Source organism: Pseudomonas sp. TWR1-1-4, assembly GCF_049897165.1.
Lineage (GTDB): Bacteria > Pseudomonadota > Gammaproteobacteria > Pseudomonadales > Pseudomonadaceae > Aquipseudomonas > Aquipseudomonas canadensis.
Map to the genome: position 1 here is coordinate 451,214 of NZ_JAFCVS010000005.1, position 23,523 is coordinate 474,736.

The 23,523-nt window shown below is 60.4% G+C and carries 24 protein-coding genes and 1 pseudogene; 17 read left to right on the forward strand and 8 right to left on the reverse strand.

Translation table 11 applies throughout. The features are described from left to right. Window positions 1–134 precede the first annotated feature (134 nt). Window positions 135–1,559: a PLP-dependent aminotransferase family protein gene (locus tag ACP7C6_RS17895; RefSeq protein ID WP_028618466.1), complete on the forward strand. Its 1,425-nt coding sequence runs from the start codon at window positions 135–137 to the stop codon at window positions 1,557–1,559. Between the two features lie 62 nt (window positions 1,560–1,621). Next, on the forward strand, window positions 1,622–3,190 hold the full coding sequence (locus ACP7C6_RS17900) for a phospholipase D family protein (RefSeq protein ID WP_426109120.1): 1,569 nt from the start codon (window positions 1,622–1,624) through the stop codon (window positions 3,188–3,190). 18 nt (window positions 3,191–3,208) lie between these two features. Here ACP7C6_RS17900 and ACP7C6_RS17905 read toward each other — a convergent pair whose 3' ends face one another. Both ACP7C6_RS17905 and ACP7C6_RS17910 read right to left on the reverse strand, forming a co-directional pair. Further along, window positions 3,209–4,354, reverse strand: a complete 1,146-nt coding sequence (locus ACP7C6_RS17905) for an MFS transporter (protein WP_426109057.1) — start codon at window positions 4,352–4,354, stop codon at window positions 3,209–3,211. Between the two features lie 160 nt (window positions 4,355–4,514). Next, window positions 4,515–6,008, reverse strand: a complete 1,494-nt coding sequence (locus tag ACP7C6_RS17910) for an aldehyde dehydrogenase (protein WP_028618469.1) — start codon at window positions 6,006–6,008, stop codon at window positions 4,515–4,517. Between the two features lie 229 nt (window positions 6,009–6,237). On the opposite strand from ACP7C6_RS17910, the gene ACP7C6_RS17915 reads away from it, so the two are divergent. After that, on the forward strand, window positions 6,238–6,600 hold the full coding sequence (locus ACP7C6_RS17915) for a cupin domain-containing protein (protein WP_028618470.1): 363 nt from the start codon (window positions 6,238–6,240) through the stop codon (window positions 6,598–6,600). 71 nt (window positions 6,601–6,671) lie between these two features. On the opposite strand, the gene rpmG is transcribed toward ACP7C6_RS17915, so the two are convergent. Beyond that, a complete protein-coding gene (rpmG, locus tag ACP7C6_RS17920; protein ID WP_003176906.1) occupies window positions 6,672–6,827 on the reverse strand; it encodes a 50S ribosomal protein L33 in 156 nt (51 codons plus the stop codon). An 11-nt stretch (window positions 6,828–6,838) separates the two neighbouring features. Then, window positions 6,839–7,072: a 50S ribosomal protein L28 gene (rpmB, locus tag ACP7C6_RS17925; protein ID WP_010207494.1), complete on the reverse strand. Its 234-nt coding sequence runs from the start codon at window positions 7,070–7,072 to the stop codon at window positions 6,839–6,841. A 458-nt stretch (window positions 7,073–7,530) separates the two neighbouring features. Between rpmB and ACP7C6_RS17930 the strand changes: the two genes are divergently transcribed. After that, window positions 7,531–9,120, forward strand: coding sequence for an ABC transporter substrate-binding protein (locus tag ACP7C6_RS17930; RefSeq protein ID WP_028618471.1), 1,590 nt, complete (start codon window positions 7,531–7,533; stop codon window positions 9,118–9,120). A gap of 83 nt (window positions 9,121–9,203) precedes the next feature. On the opposite strand, the gene radC is transcribed toward ACP7C6_RS17930, so the two are convergent. Beyond that, window positions 9,204–9,878: a RadC family protein gene (gene radC / locus ACP7C6_RS17935; protein ID WP_068937861.1), complete on the reverse strand. Its 675-nt coding sequence runs from the start codon at window positions 9,876–9,878 to the stop codon at window positions 9,204–9,206. A 157-nt stretch (window positions 9,879–10,035) separates the two neighbouring features. Here radC and coaBC point away from each other — a divergent pair, with 157 nt between their 5' ends. From coaBC to ACP7C6_RS17965, 6 genes and pseudogenes are all read left to right on the forward strand, one after another. Further along, window positions 10,036–11,244: a bifunctional phosphopantothenoylcysteine decarboxylase/phosphopantothenate--cysteine ligase CoaBC gene (gene coaBC / locus ACP7C6_RS17940; RefSeq protein ID WP_028618473.1), complete on the forward strand. Its 1,209-nt coding sequence runs from the start codon at window positions 10,036–10,038 to the stop codon at window positions 11,242–11,244. A gap of 5 nt (window positions 11,245–11,249) precedes the next feature. Further along, window positions 11,250–11,705, forward strand: coding sequence for a dUTP diphosphatase (gene dut / locus ACP7C6_RS17945; RefSeq protein WP_016975923.1), 456 nt, complete (start codon window positions 11,250–11,252; stop codon window positions 11,703–11,705). A 240-nt stretch (window positions 11,706–11,945) separates the two neighbouring features. After that, window positions 11,946–13,367, forward strand: a pseudogene (locus tag ACP7C6_RS17950) (phosphomannomutase/phosphoglucomutase); the annotation flags it as partial. Window positions 13,368–13,386: 19 nt separating this feature from the next. Continuing rightward, window positions 13,387–14,292 (forward strand): acetylglutamate kinase, encoded by a 906-nt coding sequence (gene argB, locus ACP7C6_RS17955; RefSeq protein ID WP_017735763.1) that lies wholly within the window; start codon window positions 13,387–13,389, stop codon window positions 14,290–14,292. A 203-nt stretch (window positions 14,293–14,495) separates the two neighbouring features. Next, on the forward strand, window positions 14,496–14,708 hold the full coding sequence (locus ACP7C6_RS17960; RefSeq protein WP_028618475.1) for a hypothetical protein: 213 nt from the start codon (window positions 14,496–14,498) through the stop codon (window positions 14,706–14,708). 165 nt (window positions 14,709–14,873) lie between these two features. Then, the gene (locus ACP7C6_RS17965; RefSeq protein WP_236317250.1) at window positions 14,874–15,257 is read left to right on the forward strand and encodes a hypothetical protein; all 384 of its coding nucleotides are present in this window, start codon (window positions 14,874–14,876) and stop codon (window positions 15,255–15,257) included. Window positions 15,258–15,354: 97 nt separating this feature from the next. On the opposite strand, the gene pyrE is transcribed toward ACP7C6_RS17965, so the two are convergent. Then, a complete protein-coding gene (gene pyrE / locus ACP7C6_RS17970; RefSeq protein ID WP_028618476.1) occupies window positions 15,355–15,999 on the reverse strand; it encodes an orotate phosphoribosyltransferase in 645 nt (214 codons plus the stop codon). A gap of 82 nt (window positions 16,000–16,081) precedes the next feature. Here pyrE and ACP7C6_RS17975 point away from each other — a divergent pair, with 82 nt between their 5' ends. Continuing rightward, a complete protein-coding gene (locus ACP7C6_RS17975; RefSeq protein ID WP_003195493.1) occupies window positions 16,082–16,861 on the forward strand; it encodes an exodeoxyribonuclease III in 780 nt (259 codons plus the stop codon). A gap of 58 nt (window positions 16,862–16,919) precedes the next feature. On the opposite strand, the gene ACP7C6_RS17980 is transcribed toward ACP7C6_RS17975, so the two are convergent. Continuing rightward, on the reverse strand, window positions 16,920–17,291 hold the full coding sequence (locus ACP7C6_RS17980) for a DUF4870 domain-containing protein (RefSeq protein WP_025856354.1): 372 nt from the start codon (window positions 17,289–17,291) through the stop codon (window positions 16,920–16,922). A gap of 22 nt (window positions 17,292–17,313) precedes the next feature. Further along, window positions 17,314–18,036 (reverse strand): ribonuclease PH, encoded by a 723-nt coding sequence (gene rph / locus ACP7C6_RS17985; protein WP_016975928.1) that lies wholly within the window; start codon window positions 18,034–18,036, stop codon window positions 17,314–17,316. Between the two features lie 185 nt (window positions 18,037–18,221). Here rph and ACP7C6_RS17990 point away from each other — a divergent pair, with 185 nt between their 5' ends. From ACP7C6_RS17990 to ACP7C6_RS18015, 6 genes are all read left to right on the forward strand, one after another. Next, window positions 18,222–19,085, forward strand: coding sequence for a YicC/YloC family endoribonuclease (locus ACP7C6_RS17990; RefSeq protein ID WP_028618477.1), 864 nt, complete (start codon window positions 18,222–18,224; stop codon window positions 19,083–19,085). A 10-nt stretch (window positions 19,086–19,095) separates the two neighbouring features. Further along, entirely contained in the window at window positions 19,096–19,716 is a 621-nt protein-coding gene (gene gmk, locus ACP7C6_RS17995; protein WP_016975930.1) for a guanylate kinase, read from the forward strand. Between the two features lie 167 nt (window positions 19,717–19,883). Further along, entirely contained in the window at window positions 19,884–20,147 is a 264-nt protein-coding gene (gene rpoZ, locus ACP7C6_RS18000; RefSeq protein WP_003176920.1) for a DNA-directed RNA polymerase subunit omega, read from the forward strand. A 60-nt stretch (window positions 20,148–20,207) separates the two neighbouring features. Next, window positions 20,208–22,313 (forward strand): bifunctional GTP diphosphokinase/guanosine-3',5'-bis pyrophosphate 3'-pyrophosphohydrolase, encoded by a 2,106-nt coding sequence (spoT, locus tag ACP7C6_RS18005; RefSeq protein ID WP_016975931.1) that lies wholly within the window; start codon window positions 20,208–20,210, stop codon window positions 22,311–22,313. A 22-nt stretch (window positions 22,314–22,335) separates the two neighbouring features. Next, the gene (locus tag ACP7C6_RS18010; protein WP_003176922.1) at window positions 22,336–22,716 is read left to right on the forward strand and encodes a RidA family protein; all 381 of its coding nucleotides are present in this window, start codon (window positions 22,336–22,338) and stop codon (window positions 22,714–22,716) included. A gap of 56 nt (window positions 22,717–22,772) precedes the next feature. Beyond that, complete coding sequence (locus tag ACP7C6_RS18015) at window positions 22,773–23,516, forward strand: hypothetical protein (RefSeq protein WP_426109058.1); 744 nt, start codon at window positions 22,773–22,775, stop codon at window positions 23,514–23,516. The last annotated feature ends 7 nt before the right edge of the window (window positions 23,517–23,523 follow it).

Here is a 23,523-nt window from a genome sequence, read left to right on the forward strand (position 1 = left end):
TGACAAGGATGGGCGCAGGGCACAAACCATTACAGATTCAACCCGAATTTATTAAATCCATACAGATACTGCCTATCGGCGGCTGAATCCTGTATTTTCGGGCGATCTGTAATGGTTTCTCGGGAGCGACCGCCATGACCCTGTACATGAACCTCGCCGAATTACTGGGCACCCGCATCGAACAGGGCTTCTATCGCCCTGGAGACAGGCTGCCTTCTGTACGGGCTTTAAGCGTGGAACACGGGGTCAGCCTGAGCACCGTGCAGCAGGCCTATCGCTTGCTGGAAGACAACGGCCTGGCAATGCCGAAGCCGAAATCCGGCTACTTCGTGCCAGTCGGCCGCGAGTTGCCGGCCCTGCCCGAAGTTGGCCGTCCGGCACAGCGGCCTGTGGAGATATCCCAGTGGGACCAGGTACTGGAGCTGGTTCGCGCAGTCCCGCGCAAAGATGTCATACAGATGGGGCGCGGCATGCCGGATGTATTGTCGCCGACCATGAAGCCGCTACTGCGTAGCCTGGCTCGCGTGAGCCGCCGCCAGGATCTGCCGGGCCTGTATTACGACAATATCCTCGGCTGTATGGAGTTACGCGAGCAGATCGCTCGACTGTCACTGGACTCCGGCTGCCAACTGACGGCCGAGGACATCGTAATAACCACCGGCTGCCATGAGGCGCTGTCCGCCAGCATCCATGCGATCTGCGAGCCTGGTGACATCGTCGCGGTGGACTCGCCGAGCTTCCACGGCGCCATGCAGACCCTCAAGGGCCTGGGCATGAAAGCCCTGGAAATCCCCACCGACCCGATCACCGGCATCAGCCTCGAAGCCCTGGAGTTGGCGCTGGAACAGTGGCCGATCAAAGTCATCCAGCTGACCCCCAACTGTAACAACCCCCTGGGCTACATCATGCCCGAGGCGCGCAAAAAGGCGCTGCTGACCCTGGCCCAACGCTTTGACGTGGCGATCATCGAAGACGATGTTTATGGCGAACTGGCCTACAGCTACCCACGCCCGCGCACTATCAAATCCTTCGATGAGGACGGCCGTGTAGTGCTGTGCAGCTCATTCTCGAAAACCCTGGCGCCGGGCTTGCGCATTGGCTGGGTCGCGCCGGGTCGCTACCTCGAGCGGGTGCTGCACATGAAATACATCAGCACCGGCTCCACCGCAACACAACCGCAGATTGCCATCGCCGAGTTCCTCAAAGGTGGCCACTTCGAACCGCATTTGCGGCGGATGCGCACCCAATACCAGCGTAATCGTGACTTGATGATCGACTGGGTCAGCCGCTACTTCCCGGCAGGCACTCGCGCCAGCCGGCCTCAAGGCAGTTTCATGCTCTGGATCGAGCTGCCGGAAGGCTTCGACACGCTCAAGCTCAACCGCGTGTTGGTGGAGCAAGGCGTACAGGTGGCCGTCGGCAGCATCTTTTCGGCGTCGGGCAAATACCGGAACTGCCTGCGCATGAACTACGCTGCCAAACCGACCCCGCAGATTGAAGAAGCCGTGCGCAAGGTGGGCACTGCCGCAATCAAGATGCTGGCCGAGGCCGCCGACTGACCTTTCGCGGGAATTTGCCGTCATATGCCGACAACCGTCCTGATCTGGAAGCAACTCCCTTGATGATTCAACGGCTATTACCGTTTTTCCTGTTGGGAGCCCTGGCTCTGGGCGGCTGCGCGACGGTGAGCACGCCGCGCATCCCCAGCGACGCCCTGCCCGCCGCGCAATCGTCGTTCGGCCGCTCGATCCAGGCCCAGGCGGCACCGTATCAAGGCCGCTCCGGCTTTCGCCTGCTGCCCAACAGCAGCGAGGCTTTCATGGCCCGCGCCGAGCTGATCCGCAACGCCCAGACCAGCCTCGACCTGCAGTACTACATCGTGCACGACGGCATCAGCACCCGTATGCTGGTGGACGAACTGCTCAAGGCTGCTGACCGCGGCGTGCGCGTGCGCATCCTGCTGGACGACACCACCAGCGACGGCCTCGACCAGATCATCGCTACCCTAGCCGCCCATCCCAGGATCGAGATCCGCCTGTTCAATCCCCTGCATCTGGGGCGCAGCACAGGCGTTACGCGAGCCATGGGCCGGTTGTTCAACCTGTCGCTGCAACATCGGCGCATGCACAACAAGTTGTGGCTGGCGGACAACAGTGTGGCCATCGTCGGCGGGCGCAACCTGGGGGATGAGTATTTCGACGCTGAGCCCAACCTGAACTTCACCGACATCGACATGCTCAGCGTGGGCCCGGTGGCCGAACAGCTGGGTCACAGTTTCGACCAGTACTGGAACAGCGCGCTGAGCAAGCCGATTGACGACTTCGTCTCCAATACGCCCTCCAAAGGCGACCTGACCGCCGCGCGCGTGCGCCTGGAAGCGTCCCTGGCCGAGTCGCGACAACAGAACCACGCGCTGTACAACCGCTTGCGCACCTATCAGACCCAACCGCGCATGGACACCTGGCGCCGCGAGCTGATCTGGGCCTGGAACCAGGCGCTGTGGGACGCGCCAAGCAAGGTGCTGGCCAAGGCCGATCCGGACCCTCGGTTGTTGCTCACCACGCAACTGGCGCCGGAGCTGGAAGGCGTCAACCATGAACTGATGATGATCTCGGCGTACTTCGTGCCAGGGCAACCTGGGCTGGTGTACCTGACCGGGCGCGCCGATGCCGGTGTGTCGGTGAGCCTGCTGACCAATTCCCTGGAAGCTACCGACGTGCCTGCCGTGCACGGCGGTTATGCGCCCTATCGCAAGGCGCTGCTGGAGCACGGCGTGAAACTCTACGAGCTGCGCCGCCAACCGGGCGACCCCAGTGGCGGCAGCGGCCCACACCTGTTTCGTCGCGGCACCTTCCGGGGCTCGGATTCGAGCCTGCACAGCAAGGCGATGATCTTTGATCGGGAGAAGTCGTTTATCGGTTCATTCAACTTCGACCCGCGCTCGGTGCTGTGGAATACCGAAGTGGGTGTACTGGTCGACAGCCCGGAGCTGGCAGAGCACGTGCGCAACCTGGCGCTGCAAGGCATGGCGCCACCCTTGAGCTATGAGGCGAAACTGCAGGACGGCCACGTAGTGTGGGTGACCGAAGACAACGGTCAACTGCACACCCTGACCCGTGAGCCGGGCAGTTGGTGGCGACGGTTCAATGCCTGGTTCGCCACCACAGTAGGCTTGGAACGCATGTTGTAGGAACCGGCTTGCCAGCTCCTACAGGGCAGGCTGTGTTGCACCGAATGCACCTTGGCGCAGCAACAGCAGCACCAGGCCCAGCGCCCCCGCGGCCATCAGCAACGGCAATGCATGCCCGCTGATCCACTGGCTCCCGGCACCCGCCACCAGTGGGCCGACCAGGCAACCGATCCCCCACAACTGCGCCACATGCGCATTGGCACGCACCAGCGCATCGTCGCGGTAACGCTCGCCGATCAGGATCAGCGACAGCGTGAACAAGCCACCCGCACTCGCACCGAACACGACCCATACCGGCCAGACCAGCGAGGTATGCATCAACAACGGAATGGCCAGGCTCGACGCCAGCAACAGCACTGCACACGCCAGGAACAACGTGCGCCGTGGCAGGTAATCGGCCAGTGCGCCGATGGGCAGCTGCAGCAGCGCGTCGCCGACCACTACGGTGCTGACCATCGCCAAGGCAATCTCAGCAGTGAAGCCTTGTTGCAGGCAATACACCGGCAACAACGTCAGAATCATCGCCTCGAAAGCGGCGAATAACGCCACTGCCCAGGCAATCGCCGGCAGGCTCAGGCAGAAGCGCCACAGTTGCGCGAAGGTCACGCTGAAGGACTCGGCGCTTGGCGCGCCGGAGCGGCCCAGCAACAGGAATGGCGCCACCACCAACAAGCCCACGCCTACCCAGAAGCCGTAATCATGGTCGGTGCCGATCAAGCCCAGCAGCAACGGGCCTGACAGTTGGCTCAAGGCATAACTGCAGCCATACAGCGCCACCAGCCGGCCGCGCCACTGCTCCACCACCAACTGGTTGATCCAGCTTTCGCCGAGGATAAACACGATGGTCAGAATCACGCCGATCATCAGGCGCAGCACCAACCAGACCGGGTAGCTGGGCAGGATCGCCAGCAAGCCGATGGACACCGCACCCGCCCACAGGCACAGGCGCATGAGGTTGGCGGTGCCGAGCCATGAGGCCATGCGGCTGGAGATTTTCGCGCCGAGCAGTACGCCAAAGGCCGGCATGGCTGCCATCACGCCGATAGCGAAACTGCCGTAGCCCCAGCTTTCGAGGCGCAGGGACACCAGCGGCATACTGACGCCCAGGGCCAAACCGACGCTGAGCACCGAAGCCAGGACGGCGAAATAAGTCGCCCAACGCATTTCCACGCTCCTGTGGATAATTTTCAGGGAGTGCAAAACGAACTGTAGGAGCGAGCTTGCTCGCGAAAAACATTAACGATGACGCGCCTATCCTGGATAAACGCGGCGCCTTCTAGTTCTTCGCGAGCAAGCTCGCTCCTACAGGAATCAGCGGTGTTGCTTAGAGCTTGATCCAGGTCGCCTTCAGCTCGGTGTACTTGTCGAACGCATGCAGCGACTTGTCGCGACCGTTGCCCGACTGCTTGAAGCCACCAAACGGCGCGGTCATGTCGCCGCCGTCGTACTGGTTCACCCATACGCTACCGGCGCGCAGGGCCTTGGCAGTCAGGTGGGCCTTGGAGATATCCGCCGTCCACACCGCTGCGGCCAGGCCGTAGATGGTGTCATTGGCAATGGCGACTGCTTCTTCGGCGCTGTCGAAGGTGATCACCGACAGGACCGGGCCAAAGATCTCTTCCTTGGCGATCTTCATGGCATTGGTCACGCCATCGAAAATCGTCGGTTCGACGTAAGTACCACCCGTTTCTTCCAGCGTGCGCTTGCCACCGGCGACCAACTTGGCGCCATCGGCATGACCGGCTTCGATATAGGACAGCACGGTGTTCATTTGCTGGGTGTCCACCAGTGCGCCGACATTGGTGGCCGGGTCCAGAGGGTTGCCGGGCTTCCAGCCCTTGAGGGCTTCGATCACCAGCGGCAGGAATGTGTCCTTGATGGATCGCTCGACCAGCAGACGCGAACCGGCGGTGCAGACCTCGCCCTGGTTGAACGCGATAGCGCCAGCGGCGGATTCGGCAGCAGCTTGCAGGTCCGGTGCATCGGCAAACACGATGTTCGGGCTCTTGCCGCCCGCTTCCAGCCACACGCGCTTCATGTTCGATTCGCCGGAGCGGATCAACAGTTGCTTGGCGATCTTGGTGGAGCCGGTGAACACCAGGGTGTCGACGTCCATGTGCAGCGCCAGCGCGTTGCCGACTGTGTGGCCATAACCTGGCAGCACGTTGAACACACCTTTTGGAATACCGGCTTCAACGGCCAGGGCCGCGATGCGGATCGCAGTCAGCGGGGATTTTTCGGACGGCTTGAGGATCACCGAGTTACCGGTGGACAGCGCCGGGCCGAGCTTCCAGCAGGCCATCATCAGTGGGAAGTTCCACGGCACGATCGCGCCAACCACGCCAACCGGTTCGCGGGTCACCAGGCCCAACTGGTCGTGCGGGGTGGCGGCAACTTCGTCGTAGATCTTGTCGATGGCCTCGCCGCTCCAGCTAAGGGCATTCGCCGCGCCGGGTACGTCGATGTTCAGGGAGTCGCTGATTGGCTTGCCCATGTCCAGGGTTTCGAGCAGCGCCAGCTCTTCGGCATTGGCCTTGAGCAAGGCTGCGAAACGCAGCATGGCGGATTTGCGTTTGGCGGGCGCCAGGCGCGACCACACACCGGAATTGAAAGTGGCGCGGGCGTTTTCAACGGCGCGCTGGGCGTCGGCCACGTCACAGCTGGCAACGGTGGCCAGCAGGCGGCCGTCGACCGGGCTGATGCATTCGAAGGTGTCACCGGAAGCGGCGGCGGTGTACTCGCCATTGATGTAGGCGCGGCCTTCGATCTTCAGATCCTTGGCGCGTTGTTCCCAGTCGGCACGGGTCAGGGTGGTCATGCGAGTGTCCTCCTCTTATTGAATACGAGAGCCAGGGGATGTCCCACGGCAGCCTCAAAGAATTCTTGCCCGCCAGCCAATGGTTCGGCGCAAGGCAGCTGCCACCCTAAACCAGCGGCTGGGGGTGTTTCAATATATTTGACATAACGCCAGTAAACGCCCTTGCGATGTTCATTTTAATAAACATAGACTTTGGGCTCTCCAACCGCAGGCCAGACGGGACACGCACATGAGCATCCAGGACATCGTCGACTTCAGCCAAGCCAAGACCGCCGCCGAGCGCTACCGCCCTGCCGCTGAAAAAATCCTCAAGGGCGATCCCGAACAGACGATCTACAACCACTACAACAGCCCCTGCGGCCAGATGAGCGCGGGCGTGTGGGAAGGTGAAGTCGGGCACTGGAAGGTTAGCTACACCGAACACGAATACTGCGAGATTGTGCAGGGCGTGTCGGTGCTACGAGATGCCGATGGCAACGCCAAGACCCTGCGCGCCGGCGACCGCTTTGTGATTCCGGCTGGGTTCAGCGGCACCTGGGAAGTGCTGGAGCCTTGCCGCAAGATCTACGTGGTGTTCGAACAGAAGGCCTGACCGGTAAATCGCAGGCAAAAAAAAGCCCGAATCGTGAGATACGGGCTTTTTTTCACAAGGAGGAAAATCAATTACTTGATTTTGCCTTCTTTGTAGATCACGTGCTTGCGAACGCGCGGGTCGAACATTTTCTTTTCGAGCTTGTCCGGGGTAGTACGCTTGTTCTTGTCGGTAGTGTAGAAGTGACCAGTACCGGCGCTAGAGATCATTCGAATCAATTCACGCATGATATAGCTCCTTAGATTGTGCCAGCGCGGCGCAATTCAGCCAGCACGACAGTGATGCCACGCTTGTCGATGATGCGCATGCCTTTAGCAGATACGCGCAGACGGACGAAACGTTTCTCTTCTTCAACCCAGAAGCGGTGATGCTGCAGGTTCGGCAGGAAACGACGACGGGTTTTGTTATTTGCGTGGGAAATGTTATTCCCAGTCACCGGACCCTTACCGGTAACTTGACAGACTCTCGACATGCCTCAGCCCTCTAAAACCACATGCCCAACCCGGCATGGGTTGGCCGCTTAATCTCTCAGTCATTTGGCGCCAGGCGCCGCGTTTCTTTAGGGTCTTACCGGCTACACCTACAAGCGAAGGAACCGGGCCCCTAGAAAAGAGCGCTGCTTTATACCAGAAAGACCCAGGTGCAACAACAGCCCGAATGTTTTTACTGGCGTAAATCTTGGCGGCAGACGCCTGAACCGTTGCCAGGAGGGGCCGCTGTCACAGCCGACCGCTCGTCGCACAGAATGATTTACAGCGCCCGCGCGCACCATTAAGTGCTCGGCAAAATGCGCTGAGGTGCCATCAAAACAGCATTTGGGGCAAAAGCACAGGCAAAAATGGGCTAGTCATTTACCAATCAGACCTCTACGGTAGGACTTTTCCAGACTGCACTCGCAGATGGGCCTTCGATCTGCAAAGGAAACCGAACATGCGCCTCGCTGCCCTACCGCTATTGCTCGCCCCTCTCTTTATCGCGCCGCTGGCCTCTGCCGCCAGCAACTTGAGCGTCTGCACCGAGGCCAGCCCCGAAGGGTTCGATGTGGTGCAATACAACTCGTTGACCACCACCAACGCCTCGGCCGATGTGCTGATGAACCGCCTGGTGGACTACGACGCGGCCAGCGGCAAACTGGTGCCCAGCCTGGCGGACAGTTGGGAAGTCTCGCCGGATGGCCTGACCTATACCTTCAAGCTGCACCCGGATGTGAAATTCCACCGCACCGAATACTTCACCCCTAGCCGTACCCTGACCGCCGAAGACGTGCGCTTCAGCTTCGAGCGCATGCTCGACCCGGCCAACCCCTGGCACAAGATCGCCCAGAGCGGCTTCCCCCATGCGCAGTCGCTGCAACTGCCGACGCTGGTCAAGAAAATCGACGCCCTTGACCCGCTGACCGTGCGTTTCACCCTGGATCACGCCGACTCTACCTTTCTCGCCGCCCTGAGCATGGGTTTTGCCTCGATCTACCCGGCGGAATACGCCGACAAACTGCTCAAGGCGGGCACGCCGGAGAAGCTCAACAGCCAGCCAATCGGCACCGGGCCGTTCATCTTCAGCCGGTTCCAGAAAGATGCCGTGGTGCGCTACAAGGCCAACCCGGACTACTTCGCCGGCAAACCGTCTGTGGATAACTTGATCTTCGCCATCACCCCGGACGCCAACGTGCGCCTGCAAAAATTGCATCGCGACGAATGCCAGATCGCCCTGTCCCCCAAACCGCTGGATGTGGGCGAAGCCGAAAAGGACCCGGCGCTCAAGGTGGAAAAAACCGCCGCATTCATGACCGCCTTCGTGGCCATCAACAGCCAGCACCCGCCTCTGGACAAGCCCGAAGTGCGCCAGGCAATCAACTTGGCGTTCGACAAAGGCAGCTACCTCAAGGCCGTGTTTGAAGGCACCGCCGAAGCTGCCAACGGACCTTTCCCGCCCAACACCTGGAGTTACGCCAAGGAGCTGCCGGGTTATCCACAGGACCTCACCAAGGCCAAGGCGCTGCTGGACCGCGCCGGACTCAAGGATGGTTTCAAGACCACTATCTGGACACGCCCCACCGGCAGCCTGCTGAACCCTAACCCGAACCTTGGTGCACAGCTGTTACAGGCTGACCTGGCCAAGGTCGGCATCCAGGCCGAGATCCGCGTGATCGAATGGGGCGAGCTGATCCGCCGCGCCAAGGCCGGCGAACACGACCTGCTGTTCATGGGCTGGGCCGGCGACAACGGCGACCCGGATAACTTCCTGACCCCGCAGTTCTCCTGCGCAGCAGTGAAATCCGGCACCAACTTCGCCCGCTATTGCGACCCCGCGCTGGACAAGCTGATCAGCGCTGGCAAGACCACCAGCGAGCAAGGCGTACGCACCAAGCTCTACCAGCAGGCCCAGGCGCAGATCCAGCAACAGGCGCTGTGGTTGCCGCTCGCGCACCCGACCGCGTTTGCCCTGGCCCGCAAGAATGTCGAGGGCTACCAGGTGAGCCCATTCGGACGCCAGGACTTCTCCAAAGTCAGCGTCAAATAACCCTTGTAGGAGCTGGCTTGCCAGCGATGGCTTCAGCGAAGTCCATCGCGATCTTGCGGACCTGATCGCCGGCAAGTCGGCTCCTACATCCACCCATACTCCGCCATCGACAACGGGTCGCCATCCCCCACGATGATGTGATCGAGCACCCGCACATCCACCACTTCCAAGGCTTTTTGCAGCAGCCTGGTCAATTTTCGATCAGCCGCACTCGGCTCAAGGCTGCCGGAAGGATGGTTGTGGCACAGGATCAACGCCGCCGCGTTGTACGCCAGGGCGCGCTTGACCACTTGCCGGGGATAGACCATCGCCGCATCGATGGTGCCCTGGGACAACGCCTCGAAACCCAGCACCCGGTGTTTTGAGTCGAGAAACAGGCAACCGAAGGTCTCATGAGGCTCGTGCCGCAACAACGCCTTGAGGTAATCCCGCACGGCCACAGGGCTTTCCAGCACCGAGTCCTGGCGCAAGCGTTCGGCCATGTGGCGCCGGGCCATTTCCAGCACCGCCTGCAACTGGGCAAACTTCGCCGGTCCCAACCCCAATTGCTGGCTGAACAGCGCCTGGTTGGCCTCCAGCAAGGGACGCAAGCCGCCAAATTGCGCCAACAGATGGCGCGCCAGGTCCACCGCGCTCCGACCGGAAACCCCGGTACGCAGGAAGATCGCCAGCAGCTCCGCATCCGACAGGCTCGCCGCGCCCCCTTCCAAAAGCTTTTCCCGGGGCCGCTCCGCCACCGGCCAATCACGAATACTCATCTCACCTCCCTCTCCATACGCGCCGTGGCATGTGCGCCGCTGTTGCCTAGCGGACGCTGTGTTATCGTAGGCCCTCTTTTTTGCAGGCGATTTCCCCTGGGGAGGGGGCATCGCAGGCGTCACTGAACTGGCATCACTGAACTGGAAAGGCAAACCAATGCAGCGTCTGTATCGGAAACGCATCGTTCTCGGCGTTGGCGGCGGCATTGCCGCCTACAAGAGCGCAGAACTGGTTCGCAGGCTCCTGGACCAAGGCGCCGAAGTGCGCGTGGTCATGACCCGCGGTGGCAGTGAGTTCATCACCCCACTGACCATGCAAGCGCTATCCGGCCACCCGGTTCACCTGGACCTGCTGGACCCGGCCGCCGAAGCCGCCATGGGCCATATCGAACTGGCCAAATGGGCCGACCTGGTGCTGATCGCCCCGGCCACCGCCGACCTGATCGCCCGTCTGGCCCAAGGCATCGCCGATGACCTGCTGACCACCCTCGTACTGGCCACAGACGCCACCGTCGCCATCGCCCCGGCCATGAACCAAGCCATGTGGCGCGACCCAGCCACCCAGGCCAACACCCAACTCCTGCAAAGCCGTGGCCTCAAGGTGTTCGGCCCGGCGTCCGGCAGCCAGGCCTGCGGCGACGTTGGCATGGGCCGCATGCTCGAAGCCACCGACCTGGCGCTGTGTGCGGCCGAGTGCTTCCAGCACCTGGCCCTGACCGGCAAGCATGTGCTGATCACCGCTGGCCCGACCCAGGAAAACATCGACCCGGTGCGCTACATCACCAACCATAGCTCAGGAAAAATGGGCTTCGCTTTGGCTGAAGCGGCGGTCGAGGCAGGCGCGCGCGTCACCCTGATCACCGGCCCGGTGCATTTGCCGACCCCGGATCGGGTCACACGAATCGACGTAGTCAGCGCCCGCGACATGCTGGCGGCCTGTGAGGCGGCCATTCCGTGCGACCTGTTCATCGCCTCGGCAGCAGTTGCAGACTACCGCCCGGAAGTGGTCGCCCCGCAAAAGCTCAAGAAGGACCCTACAAGCGGCGACGGCCTGCTCCTGCAAATGGTGCGCAACCCAGACATCCTGGCCACCATTGCCACCCGCGCGGACCGTCCGTTCAGTGTCGGCTTCGCCGCCGAGACCGAGCATTTGCTGGACTACGCCGCACGCAAATTGAAAGACAAAAACCTCGACCTGATCGTTGCCAATGATGTCGCCAACCCGAGCATCGGCTTCAACAGCGAGGAAAATGCCTGCAGCGTGATCGACCGCGACCTGCATGCCACCCTTTTCGCCCAGACCAGCAAGGGCAAGATTGCCCGCCAACTGATCTCTTTTATCGCCCAACGGCTGAACCAGGTTTAATTTCCATGCACGCTTTGCAAGCCAAGATCCTCGACCCACGCATCGGCAACGAATTCCCACTGCCGGCCTACGCCACCCCAGGCTCCGCCGGCCTCGATCTGCGCGCCATGCTCAAGGAAGACACTGTCCTTGAGCCGGGCCAGACCATTCTTATTCCGACCGGCTTGTCGATCTACGTAGGCGATCCTGGCCTGGCAGCCCTGATCCTGCCGCGCTCTGGCCTGGGCCATAAACACGGCATCGTGTTGGGTAACCTGGTCGGCCTGATCGATTCGGACTACCAGGGCGAACTGATGGTGTCATGCTGGAACCGTGGCCAGACCGCGTTCAACATCGCTGTCGGCGAACGCATTGCCCAGTTGGTACTGGTGCCGGTGGTGCAGGCGCACTTCGAACTGGTACAAGAGTTTGATGAAACCCAACGCGGCGCAGGCGGTTTTGGGCATTCCGGCAGTCACTGACTAAGCTAATTCTGGCCGGGCGCTGTTGCCCGGCCCGACGCCACCGCAAGGCTTTTCAGGACGAAGAATGCGCGGATTTTATCAGCGAGATTTCCCCATAGAAATCAAAGTATTACGCAGACATAAACACGGAGCCAGCGCTCCGATGGCATTTTTGCACCACGAACTCTCTGCCGAAAACACCGTCATACCCTTCAGTTTGCGCCTGCCGGCCAGCCACATTAAGGCCAGCCTTGCCCCCTTCAGATGGAGTTTCCCCCCGCGATGAGTACCGCAGCCCGCGTAGCCCCAGCATTCCCCGACAGTATCTTTCGCGCCTATGACATCCGTGGCGTGGTGCCCAAGACCCTGACGGCCGAAACCGCCTACTGGATTGGCCGCGCCATCGGCTCCCAGAGCCTGGCCCAGGATGAACCCAACGTTTCGGTCGGCCGTGACGGTCGCCTGTCAGGCCCGGAGCTGGTGGAACAACTGATCCAGGGCCTGGCCGACAGTGGTTGCCATGTCAGCGACGTGGGCCTGGTGCCAACGCCCGCGCTGTACTACGCCGCCAACGTACTGGCCGGCAAGTCCGGGGTGATGCTCACCGGTAGCCACAACCCGTCGGACTACAACGGTTTCAAGATCGTCATCGCTGGCGACACCCTGGCCAACGAACAGATCCAGGCCCTGCACGACCGCCTGAAAAACAACGATCTGACCAGCGGCAAGGGCACCATCACCAAAGTCGACATCCTGCAACGCTACTCTGATGAAATCACCCGTGACGTCAAACTCGCACGCCGCCTCAAAGTGGTGGTGGACTGCGGTAACGGCGCGGCCGGCGTGATCGCCCCGCAGTTGCTCGAAGCCTTGAACTGCGAAGTGATTCCGTTGTTCTGCGAGGTCGACGGCAACTTCCCCAACCACCATCCGGACCCGGGCAAGCCTGAGAACCTGGTGGACCTGATCGCCAAGGTCAAGGAAACCGGCGCGGATGTGGGCCTGGCCTTCGACGGCGACGGCGACCGCGTGGGTGTGGTGACCGAGACCGGTGAAATCGTGTTCCCGGATCGCCTGTTGATGCTGTTTGCCCGTGACGTGGTGGCGCGCAATGCCAACGCCGAGATCATCTTCGACGTGAAGTGCACCCGCCGCCTCACCCCGCTGATCAAGGAATATGGCGGTCGCCCGCTAATGTGGAAGACCGGCCACTCGTTGATCAAAAAGAAAATGAAGGAAACCGGCGCGCTATTGGCCGGCGAAATGAGCGGCCACGTGTTCTTCAAAGAGCGCTGGTTCGGCTTTGACGACGGTATTTACAGCGCTGCGCGCCTGCTGGAGATCCTCAGCAAGGAAAAATCCACCGCCGAAGAGCTATTCCAGACCTTCCCGAACGATATTTCTACGCCAGAGATCAATATCCATGTGACCGAGGAGAGCAAATTCAGCATCATTGACGCACTGCACGATGCGCAATGGGGCGAAGGTGCCAACCTGACCACCATTGATGGTGTGCGAGTCGATTACGCCAAAGGCTGGGGCCTGGTTCGCGCGTCCAACACCACACCGGTGCTGGTCCTGCGTTTCGAGGCGGATACCGAGGCTGAGTTGCAGCGCATCAAGGACGTGTTCCACGCCCAGTTGAAACGTGTTGCCCCTGATCTCCAATTACCGTTCTGATTTTTTACCGGAGCCCTGAATGACCCTCGAACGCGAAGCCGCTGCCAACACTGCCAAGGTCCTGTCCGAAGCGTTGCCTTACATTCGACGCTATGTCGGCAAGACGCTGGTGATCAAGTACGGCGGCAATGCCATGGAAAGCGAAGAGCTGAAAACCGGCTTTGCCCGCGACATCGTGTTGATGAAAGCCGTGGGGATCAACCCGGTGGTAGTGCACGGCGGCGGCCCGCAAATCGGCGACCTGCTCAAGCGCTTGTCGATCGAGAGTCACTTCATCGATGGCATGCGTGTCACTGACGCGCAGACCATGGACGTGGTGGAGATGGTCCTCGGCGGCCAGGTCAACAAAGACATCGTCAACCTGATCAACCGTCACGGCGGCAGCGCCATTGGCCTGACCGGCAAGGACGCGGAACTGATCCGCGCGAAAAAACTGACCGTGACTCGTCAGACGCCGGAAATGACCCAGCCGGAAATCATCGACATCGGCCAGGTGGGTGAAGTGATCGGCATCAACACCGACCTGCTGAACCTGCTGGTCAAAGGTGACTTCATCCCGGTGATCGCGCCCATCGGCGTGGGCGCCAACGGTGAGTCCTACAACATCAACGCCGACCTGGTGGCCGGCAAGGTCGCCGAAGCATTGAAGGCTGAAAAGCTGATGCTGTTGACCAACATCGCCGGCTTGATGGACAAGGAAGGCAAGGTGCTGACTGGCTTGACCACGCAACAAGTGGACGAGTTGATCGCTGACGGCACCATCTACGGCGGCATGCTGCCGAAGATCCGTTGCGCGCTGGAAGCGGTGCAAGGCGGCGTGGGCAGCTCGCTGATCCTGGATGGTCGCGTGCCGAACGCGATCCTGCTGGAAATCTTCACCGATACCGGTGTGGGTACGCTGATCAGCAACCGCAAGCGTCCATGATGTAAAAATCTTGAATAGACCGTAGTTTTCGACGGCTCTTTCGGCGACACGTACCTATGTACGAAACCTCCGAAAGAATCGACGAAATCTGCGGTCTTTTTTATGCGAGAGGGAAATGCCCTACCGCAATGATCGAAGCATCCGACATCTTGCCGGCATACATCTGCTTAGGATCTTCCTTAAATCCACAGGAGATCTTCCCCATGCAAAAAACCTACACCCCCTACGGCAGCGACGTATCGGCAGGCACCTATGAGTGTGCCGACTGCGGACGCCACTACAGCAATCAGTCGAAGACTTCCCTTCCACCCTGCCCAAACTTCAAAGCAAGCCCGCACCTGCTAAAAGGCTGGAATATCCTCACCGGCCAGGGTGACGCTGTCGAAGATCCGTACCCGAACCAGCCTTCCCAATAACGGTGGGAGACTGAACCATGCAGATCTCATTCACTATTGATGCCCATACTTTCCAGCAGGAACAGCGGGAGCCGGTCAATAAAACCCTAAAAATTTCCGACAGCGAGATTGCAAGCGCGCTATAACGCATCGCCAAAGCACTGTTATGCCAGACGCTGGGCCTGAATGCCGTTGGGTGAAATCGTCGCGGTCAGCGGCCTGCTGCTGACCCTGACCACCTTCATGTTCAACTTGGCGTGGCCCAAGGTACATGATGCATTAGCAATGGATGAGAACCAATCAGGCGCGCAGGCCAGGAAACGTAGCAGGACGAAAGTCATCAATATTTTGCTTGCCTGCGCACTGCCCATGACCAGTACTTTCATGGCGCTGTTTTACGTAAACCTGCCCACCGCGGTCCGTGTCATGAACAGCAGCACACTGGACCTGTGGAACTTCGACGTGGATCGCACGCTGTACGTGCTAGTGGTCCTGGCATTGCGGGTGTTTGCGCTGTTCAATGCCTGGCTCGTCGTGCGACTGATCGATAAATGGCGGAAATTGGGTTAACCGCCAGTCGGGCTGCCGTGTTTCAACGCTCATGAGCGCCATAGCAACCCTGACCCTTATTCCAAAAAAAAGGCCCTGTTTTCACAGGGCCTTTTATTTAGACGCCGAACTGCTCGCGGTACGCCCGCACGGCCGGTAGATGCTGCTTAAGCTGCGGGTCGTCTTCCAGGAACTGCAACACTTGGTTCAACGACACAATGCTCACCACCGGAATGCCGAAATCGCGCTCCACTTCCTGGATGGCCGACAATTCACCGTTGCCACGTTCCTGGCGGTTCAGCGCGATCAGCACGCCGGCAGCCTTGGCGCCATCCTGGGAGGCGATGATCTGCATGACTTCGCGGATCGCAGTACCGGCGGTGATCACGTCGTCGATGATCAGCACGTCGCCCTTGAGTGGAGCCCCGACCAGGCTACCGCCTTCGCCGTGGGCCTTGGCCTCTTTGCGGTTGAAACACCATGGCAGATCCTGCCCGTGATGCTCAGCCAAAGCCACGGCCGTTGCCGCCGCCAGGGGGATACCCTTGTAGGCTGGGCCGAACAGCACGTCGAAGGAAATACCGCTTTCAACGATGGCTGCCGCGTAGAAACGACCCAGCTGGGCCAGGGCCGAACCCGAGTTGAACAAGCCTGCATTGAAGAAGTACGGGCTGGTGCGCCCGGACTTCAAAGTGAACTCACCGAAGCGCAAAACGCCGCGATCGATGGCAAAACGAATGAAATCGCGTTGATACGCCTGCATGAAAAAAGCCTCAGATACCACGGATTTAGCTAATTAGGTGGACGGCGTGTATCATACACGCACGCGATTTTTGGGGCCATTTATGCGGATCATCAGTGTGAACGTTAATGGTATTCAGGCTGCAGTCGAGCGTGGTTTGCTCAGTTGGCTGCAAGCCCAGAATGCCGACGTCATCTGCCTGCAGGATACCCGCGCCTCCGCCTTTGAACTGGACGACCCAGCCTTCCAACTGGATGGCTACTTCCTTTATGCCTGCGATGCCGAAGTGCCCACCCAAGGTGGCGTGGCTTTGTATTCGCGGTTGCAACCCAAGGCGGTCATCAGCGGCCTCGGCTTCGAGACAGCCGACCGCTACGGGCGCTACCTGCAAGCCGATTTCGATAAGGTCAGCATCGCGACCTTGCTGCTCCCTTCGGGGCAGAACGGCGATGAAGACTTGAACCAGAAGTTCAAGCTAATGGACGATTTCGCCCGTTACCTGGATAAACAGCGACGCAAGCGTCGCGAGTACATTTATTGTGGCTCGCTGTACGTGGCGCAACAGAAGCTGGATATCAAGAACTGGCGCGACAGCCAGCAATCCCCGGGTTTCCTGGCGCCGGAACGTGCCTGGATGGACGAGATTGTCGGCAACATGGGCTATGTGGATGCCCTGCGCGAAGTCAGCCGCGAAGGCGACCAGTACAGCTGGTGGCCAGACAACGAACAAGCTGAGATGCTTAACCTGGGCTGGCGTTTCGACTACCAGTTGCTCACCCCAGGTCTGCGCCGGTTCGTGCGCAGCGCACGCCTGCCGCGCCAGCCACGCTTCTCGCAGCACGCGCCGCTGATCGTGGACTACGACTGGACATTGACCATCTAAGGTCTTTTTCCAGGCACAAAAAAACCGACATCGCTGTCGGTTTTTTTGTGGGTGCTCATTATTTGATCAGGCGCCAGGTCAAGGGGTAGCGATAAACAATCCCCTTGTTGGCCTTGATGCTGCCAATGATAGTCAGCACCACTGTGGCGATCGCCAGGGCAACCATCAGGAAAAAGCCAATCACTGCAAAAGCCAGCACGATGCAAGCGATCCAGGCGATGGCCACGGTGATCTGGAAGTTCAGCGCTTCCTTGCCCTGATCATCAATGAACGGGTCCACTTCTTTCTTCATCTGCCACAGGATCAGTGGCCCCACGACGCTACCGAAGGGGAACACGAAGCCCAGAAACGCCGCGAGATGGCACAACATTGCCCCCTGGCGCACTTCGTAGGAAGGCGTAGGCACCGGCATTTGGCTGTTGTCATTCATGGCGTTTCTCCTTGAAACGGGCTCAGTCAGCCAGGGCGGCGTTCTGCAGCTCGAAGATTTCGGTCATGCCTTTCTGGGCCAGGGCCAGCATGGCGTTCAGCTCGGCCGGCTGGAATGGCGCGCCCTCGGCGGTGCCCTGTACTTCGATGAAACCACCGGTGCTGGTCATGACCACGTTCAGGTCGGTCTCGGCAGCCGAGTCTTCCAGGTAGTCCAGGTCCAGCACAGGCTCACCCTGATACATGCCTACCGATACCGCAGCAATCATCTGCTTGAGCGGGTCACCGCCTTTCAGGCCGCCACGCTTCTTGATCACTTTGAGTGCATCAACCAAGGCCACCATGGCGCCGGTGATGGACGCAGTACGGGTGCCGCCGTCGGCCTGGATCACGTCGCAGTCGACATACAGGGTCACGTCGCCCAGCTTGGACATGTCCAGGGCTGCGCGCAGGGAGCGGCCGATAAGACGCTGGATTTCCAGTGTACGGCCGCCCTGCTTGCCACGGCTGGCTTCACGCTGGTTACGCTCACCGGTGGCGCGCGGCAGCATGCCGTACTCGGCGGTCAACCAACCCTGGCCCTGGCCTTTGAGGAAACGCGGCACGCCGTTTTCGACGCTGACGGTGCAGATGACCTTGGTATCGCCAAACTCGACCAGTACAGAACCCTCGGCGTGTTTGGTGTAGTTGCGGGTGATGCGGATCGAGCGGAGCTGATCGGCAGCGCGACCACTTGGACGTTTCATAGGGAGACACCTGTACTGAGGACGAAAAACTGCCGAGCATTATAGAGCCGCGAGCCGTTTCGGGGCACTGCTAAAAAATTCGGTTACGAATGCTCGGGTTTGGGCGTGTCCGTCCCACTGCGCTACAATCCCGCGCCTTCTTAATCATCAGCCCGTGTTTGCGGGCTGCAACGCGAGGTACCTCCATGGTGCACAGCATGACCGCCTTCGCCCGCGTCGAAAAAGCCGGCGTCCAAGGCACCCTGAGCTGGGAACTGCGCTCGGTCAACAGCCGTTACCTGGAGCCGCACCTGCGCCTGCCGGAGTCGTTCCGCGATCTCGAAGGCGCCGTGCGTGAAGCACTGCGCCAGGGTATTTCCCGCGGCAAGCTGGAATGCACCCTGCGTTTTACCGAAGAAACCACCGGCAAGGCCTTGCAGATTGACCGCGACCGCGCCGCGCAACTGGTCGCCGCAGCCGAAACCATCGCCGGCCTGATCAAGCAGCCGGCCGCGCTCAACCCGCTGGAAGTGCTGGCCTGGCCCGGTGTACTGGTGGCCGACGCCACCGACCCGCAAGCCCTTAACGCCGAAGCGCTCGCCCTGTTCAACCAAGGCCTCAAGGAGCTGAAAGCCGGCCGCGAGCGCGAAGGCGCCGAGCTGGCGCGCTTGATCAGCGAGCGCCTGACCGCCATTGAAGCAGACGTTGTCACCCTGCGTGAACTGGTGCCGCAGATGCTCGCCAGCCAGCGCCAGAAGGTGCTCGACCGCTTCACCGACATGAAGGCCGACCTCGACCCCACGCGCCTGGAGCAGGAAATGGTCCTGTTGGCGCAGAAGAGCGACGTTGCCGAAGAGCTCGATCGCCTGAGCACCCACATCCTCGAAGTGCGCCGCGTGCTCAAGTCCGGCGGTGCCGCCGGTCGGCGCCTGGACTTCCTGATGCAGGAACTCAACCGCGAAGCCAATACACTGGGCTCCAAGGCGTTCGACCCGCGCAGCACCACGGCGGCGGTCAACCTCAAAGTGTTGATCGAGCAGATGCGCGAACAAGTACAGAATATTGAGTAAGGCAACCTCCATGACCCACAGCACCGGCACCCTGTACATCATTTCCGCCCCTTCGGGCGCGGGCAAGAGCAGTCTGGTCAAGGCCCTGACCGACGCTGACGAGCAGATCCGCATTTCGGTTTCCCACACCACCCGCGCCATGCGTCCGGGTGAGGTAAACGGCGTGCACTATCACTTCGTCGAGCGCACCGAGTTCGTCAAGATGATCGAACACGGTGACTTTCTGGAGCGTGCCGAAGTGTTCGGCAACCTCTACGGCACCTCGCAAAGCCACCTGCAGCAGACTCTGGATGAAGGCCACGACCTGATCCTGGAAATCGACTGGCAGGGCGCCGAGCAAGTGCGCAAGCTGATGCCCCAGGCGCGCTCGATCTTCATCCTGCCGCCTTCGCTGGAAGCCTTGCACCAACGCCTGACCAACCGTGGCCAGGACAGTGACGAGATCATCGAAGGTCGTATGCGTGAAGCCGTCAGCGAAATGAGCCACTACGTCGACTACGACTACCTGATCATCAACGACGATTTTGCCCACGCACTGGACGATTTGAAGGCGATCTTCCGCACCAATCAGCTCCAGCAAAAGCGCCAGCAACAGCGTTTCGGCAAATTACTGGCCGAACTGCTCGGTTGATTGGCTCTTCCCAAAACCGCTGCAAGGGCTTTACATTGGCACTTGTAGCGGTTTTGCGAGGGCCTGCGAAAAATCAGCGCTTCCCTAAACGCTGGTGATTTTTTAAACTGTTTAGTCCGCTCGCCCAACCGGGCAGCGCGCATCTTGCATTCGCTCCGAGGAATACCATGGCCCGCGTAACCGTTGAAGACTGCCTAGAACACGTGGATAACCGCTTTGAGCTGGTCATGCTCTCTACCAAGCGTGCCCGTCAACTGGCCACTGGCGGCAAAGAGCCCCTGGTCCAGTGGGAAAACGACAAGCCTACCGTTGTAGCCCTGCGTGAAATCGCTGAAGGCCTGATGAGCTACGAGTTCATCGCCAACGCTGAAATCGTTGAAGACGAACCGCTGTTTGCAGCGTTCGAGGACGAGTCCAACGAGGCCGTCTAAGCCTATGCCTGGTCGACGTAGCACGGCGCGGGGTCACAGCCAACGGCAGGAGTTCACACTTTGCCGAGCATAGACGCCCTCGCCGATCGCTTATCGGCCTACCTCGGCCCAGACCAGGTCAACCTGGTCCGCCGAGCGTATTTCTACGCCGAACAAGCCCACGACGGCCAACGCCGGCGTAGCGGTGAGGCGTATGTCACCCATCCTCTTGCGGTGGCAAATATTCTTGCCGACATGCACATGGACCATCAAAGCCTGATGGCCGCGATGCTGCATGACGTGATCGAAGACACCGGCATCGCCAAGGAAGCGCTCAGCGCACAATTTGGCGAAACCGTGGCCGAACTGGTCGACGGGGTCAGCAAACTGACCCAGATGAACTTCGAGACCAAGGCTGAAGCCCAGGCGGAAAACTTCCAGAAGATGGCCATGGCCATGGCCCGCGATATCCGGGTGATTCTGGTCAAGCTGGCCGACCGGCTGCACAACATGCGCACGCTGGAAGTGCTGTCCGGCGAAAAACGCCGGCGCATCGCCAAGGAAACCCTGGAAATCTACGCGCCCATCGCCAACCGGCTGGGCATGCACGCCATTCGTATCGAATTCGAAGACCTCGGTTTCAAAGCCATGCACCCGATGCGTTCGGCGCGCATCTACCAGGCGGTCAAGCGCGCCCGGGGCAACCGCAAGGAAATCGTCAACAAGATCGAAGAGTCCCTGAGCCATTGCCTGGCGATCGACGAGATCGAAGGCGAGGTCAGCGGCCGGCAGAAACACATCTACGGCATCTACAAGAAGATGCGCGGCAAGCGTCGGGCCTTCAACGAGATCATGGACGTGTATGCGTTCCGGATCATCGTCGACAAGGTCGACACCTGCTACCGCGTGCTGGGCGCTGTACATAATTTGTACAAACCGCTGCCGGGGCGCTTCAAGGATTACATCGCGATTCCCAAGGCCAACGGCTACCAGTCGCTGCATACCACGCTGTTTGGTATGCACGGGGTGCCGATCGAGATCCAGATCCGCACCCGCGAAATGGAAGAGATGGCCAACAACGGCATCGCCGCCCATTGGCTGTACAAATCCAGCGGCGACGAGCAGCCAAAAGGCACCCATGCCCGTGCCCGCCAGTGGGTCAAGGGCGTGCTGGAAATGCAGCAACGTGCCGGCAACTCCCTCGAATTTATCGAAAGCGTGAAGATCGACCTGTTTCCGGACGAGGTCTACGTGTTCACGCCCAAAGGCCGGATCATGGAGCTGCCCAAAGGCTCCACGGCGGTCGACTTTGCCTACGCCGTGCACACCGATGTGGGCAACAGCTGCATCGCCTGTCGGATCAATCGTCGTCTCGCGCCGCTGTCCGAACCGCTGCAAAGCGGCTCCACGGTCGAGATCGTCAGCGCACCGGGCGCACGCCCGAATCCGGCATGGCTCAACTTTGTGGTCACCGGCAAGGCGCGCACGCACATCCGCCACGCCTTGAAACTGCAGCGCCGCTCCGAGTCCATCAGCCTGGGCGAACGCCTGCTGAACAAGGTGCTCAACGGTTTCGACAGCGCCCTGGACAAGATTCCTACAGAGCGCGTGCAAGCGATGCTCCACGAGTATCGCCAGGAAACCATCGAAGACCTGCTGGAAGATATCGGCTTGGGCAACCGCATGGCCTACGTGGTCGCCCGCCGCCTGCTCGGCGAAGGCGAACAATTGCCAAGCCCCGAAGGTCCGCTGGCGATTCGTGGCACCGAGGGCCTGGTGCTCAGCTACGCCAAGTGCTGCACGCCGATCCCGGGCGATCCGATTGTCGGCCATTTGTCGGCGGGCAAAGGCATGGTGGTGCACCTGGACAACTGCCGCAACATCACCGAAATCCGCCACAACCCGGAAAAATGCATCCAGCTCTCATGGGCCAAGGATGTCACCGGCGAATTCAACGTCGAGTTGCGGGTGGAGCTGGAACACCAGCGCGGCCTGATCGCCCTGCTCGCCAGCAGCGTCAACGCAGCCGACGGCAATATCGAGAAGATCAGCATGGACGAACGCGATGGTCGCATCAGCGTGGTCCAGTTGGTGGTCAGCGTTCACGACCGCGTGCACCTGGCCCGCGTGATCAAGAAACTGCGTGCCTTGACGGGTGTGATCCGCATCACTCGCATGCGCGCCTAAGCCACATTACAAGGAGTCATTCATGACCAAGACTGTTATCACCAGCGATAAAGCCCCGGCCGCCATCGGCACCTACTCCCAGGCGATCAAGGCAGGCAACACCGTCTACATGTCCGGCCAGATTCCACTGGACCCAAAGACCATGGAACTGGTTGAAGGCTTCGAAGCACAGACCGTGCAGGTCTTCGAAAACCTCAAGTCGGTGGCCGAGGCTGCCGGCGGTTCGTTCAAAGACATCGTCAAGCTGAACATCTTTCTCACCGACCTGAGCCACTTCGCCAAGGTCAACGAGATCATGGGCAAGTACTTCGAACAGCCTTACCCAGCCCGCGCCGCCATCGGCGTTGCCGCCCTGCCAAAGGGTGCACAGGTTGAGATGGACGCGATTCTGGTCATCGAGTAAAACACCCGGCGCAGCCCCCATAGGCTGCGCCGACTTCGTTTTAAAAGGATTTCATGATGCGCAAAGCGCTTGTAGCCTCATCACTGCTCGCCCTGTTGCTCGGCGGCTGCGCCAGCAACCCTGCCGACCGGGATGTGAGCGGCACCTGGATCAACCAGGTCGCCATCGATGCGGCGGCCAAAGGCGGCCCTTTGCGTGAAGCCCTGCAGAGCTTTGGCCCGAACCTCGAATGGGAGGTCAATACCAAGGCCTCGCAGGCACGCTACTACAACGGTTTTGAAGTAGCGGAAGGCAAATTGCTGGGTGAAAAGTCCGGCGCGTGGAGTGTGGACTTCTACGGCAGCTCCGCCACCGAACTCAAGCGCAAAGGCAAACAGCTGCTGCAAGTGGCCAACGACAACGAGCCGGAACAGCTGTTCGCTCGCCCCAAAGAGCCCGCACCGGAAGGCGCGCCACTGGGCGCAAACTTCGAGCGTGCGCTGTACGCCGCTTATATGGGGGGTGACTGGAAGATCCTCGACGGTTTCGGAAGCGGCGCCATCGTGCAATTCCACGCCAACGGCAAGGTCGCTGGCCTGCCGAATGTCGATCAGTACTCGCTGTGCCTGGCGGGCGATTGCGCGTCCATGAGCGGTGGCTACGACAGTATCTGGCTGCAGTTGAACGGCCAGGGCAACCCGTGGATTTTTGTGCGCAAAGGCAAGCAACTGGAGATCTTCCAGGCGATCAATACCGCGCAGGCGGATGAGGTGCCTTCGTTTACGCCAGGGCCACGTCAGTGGCTGCTGGAAAAACAGTGACACCAAA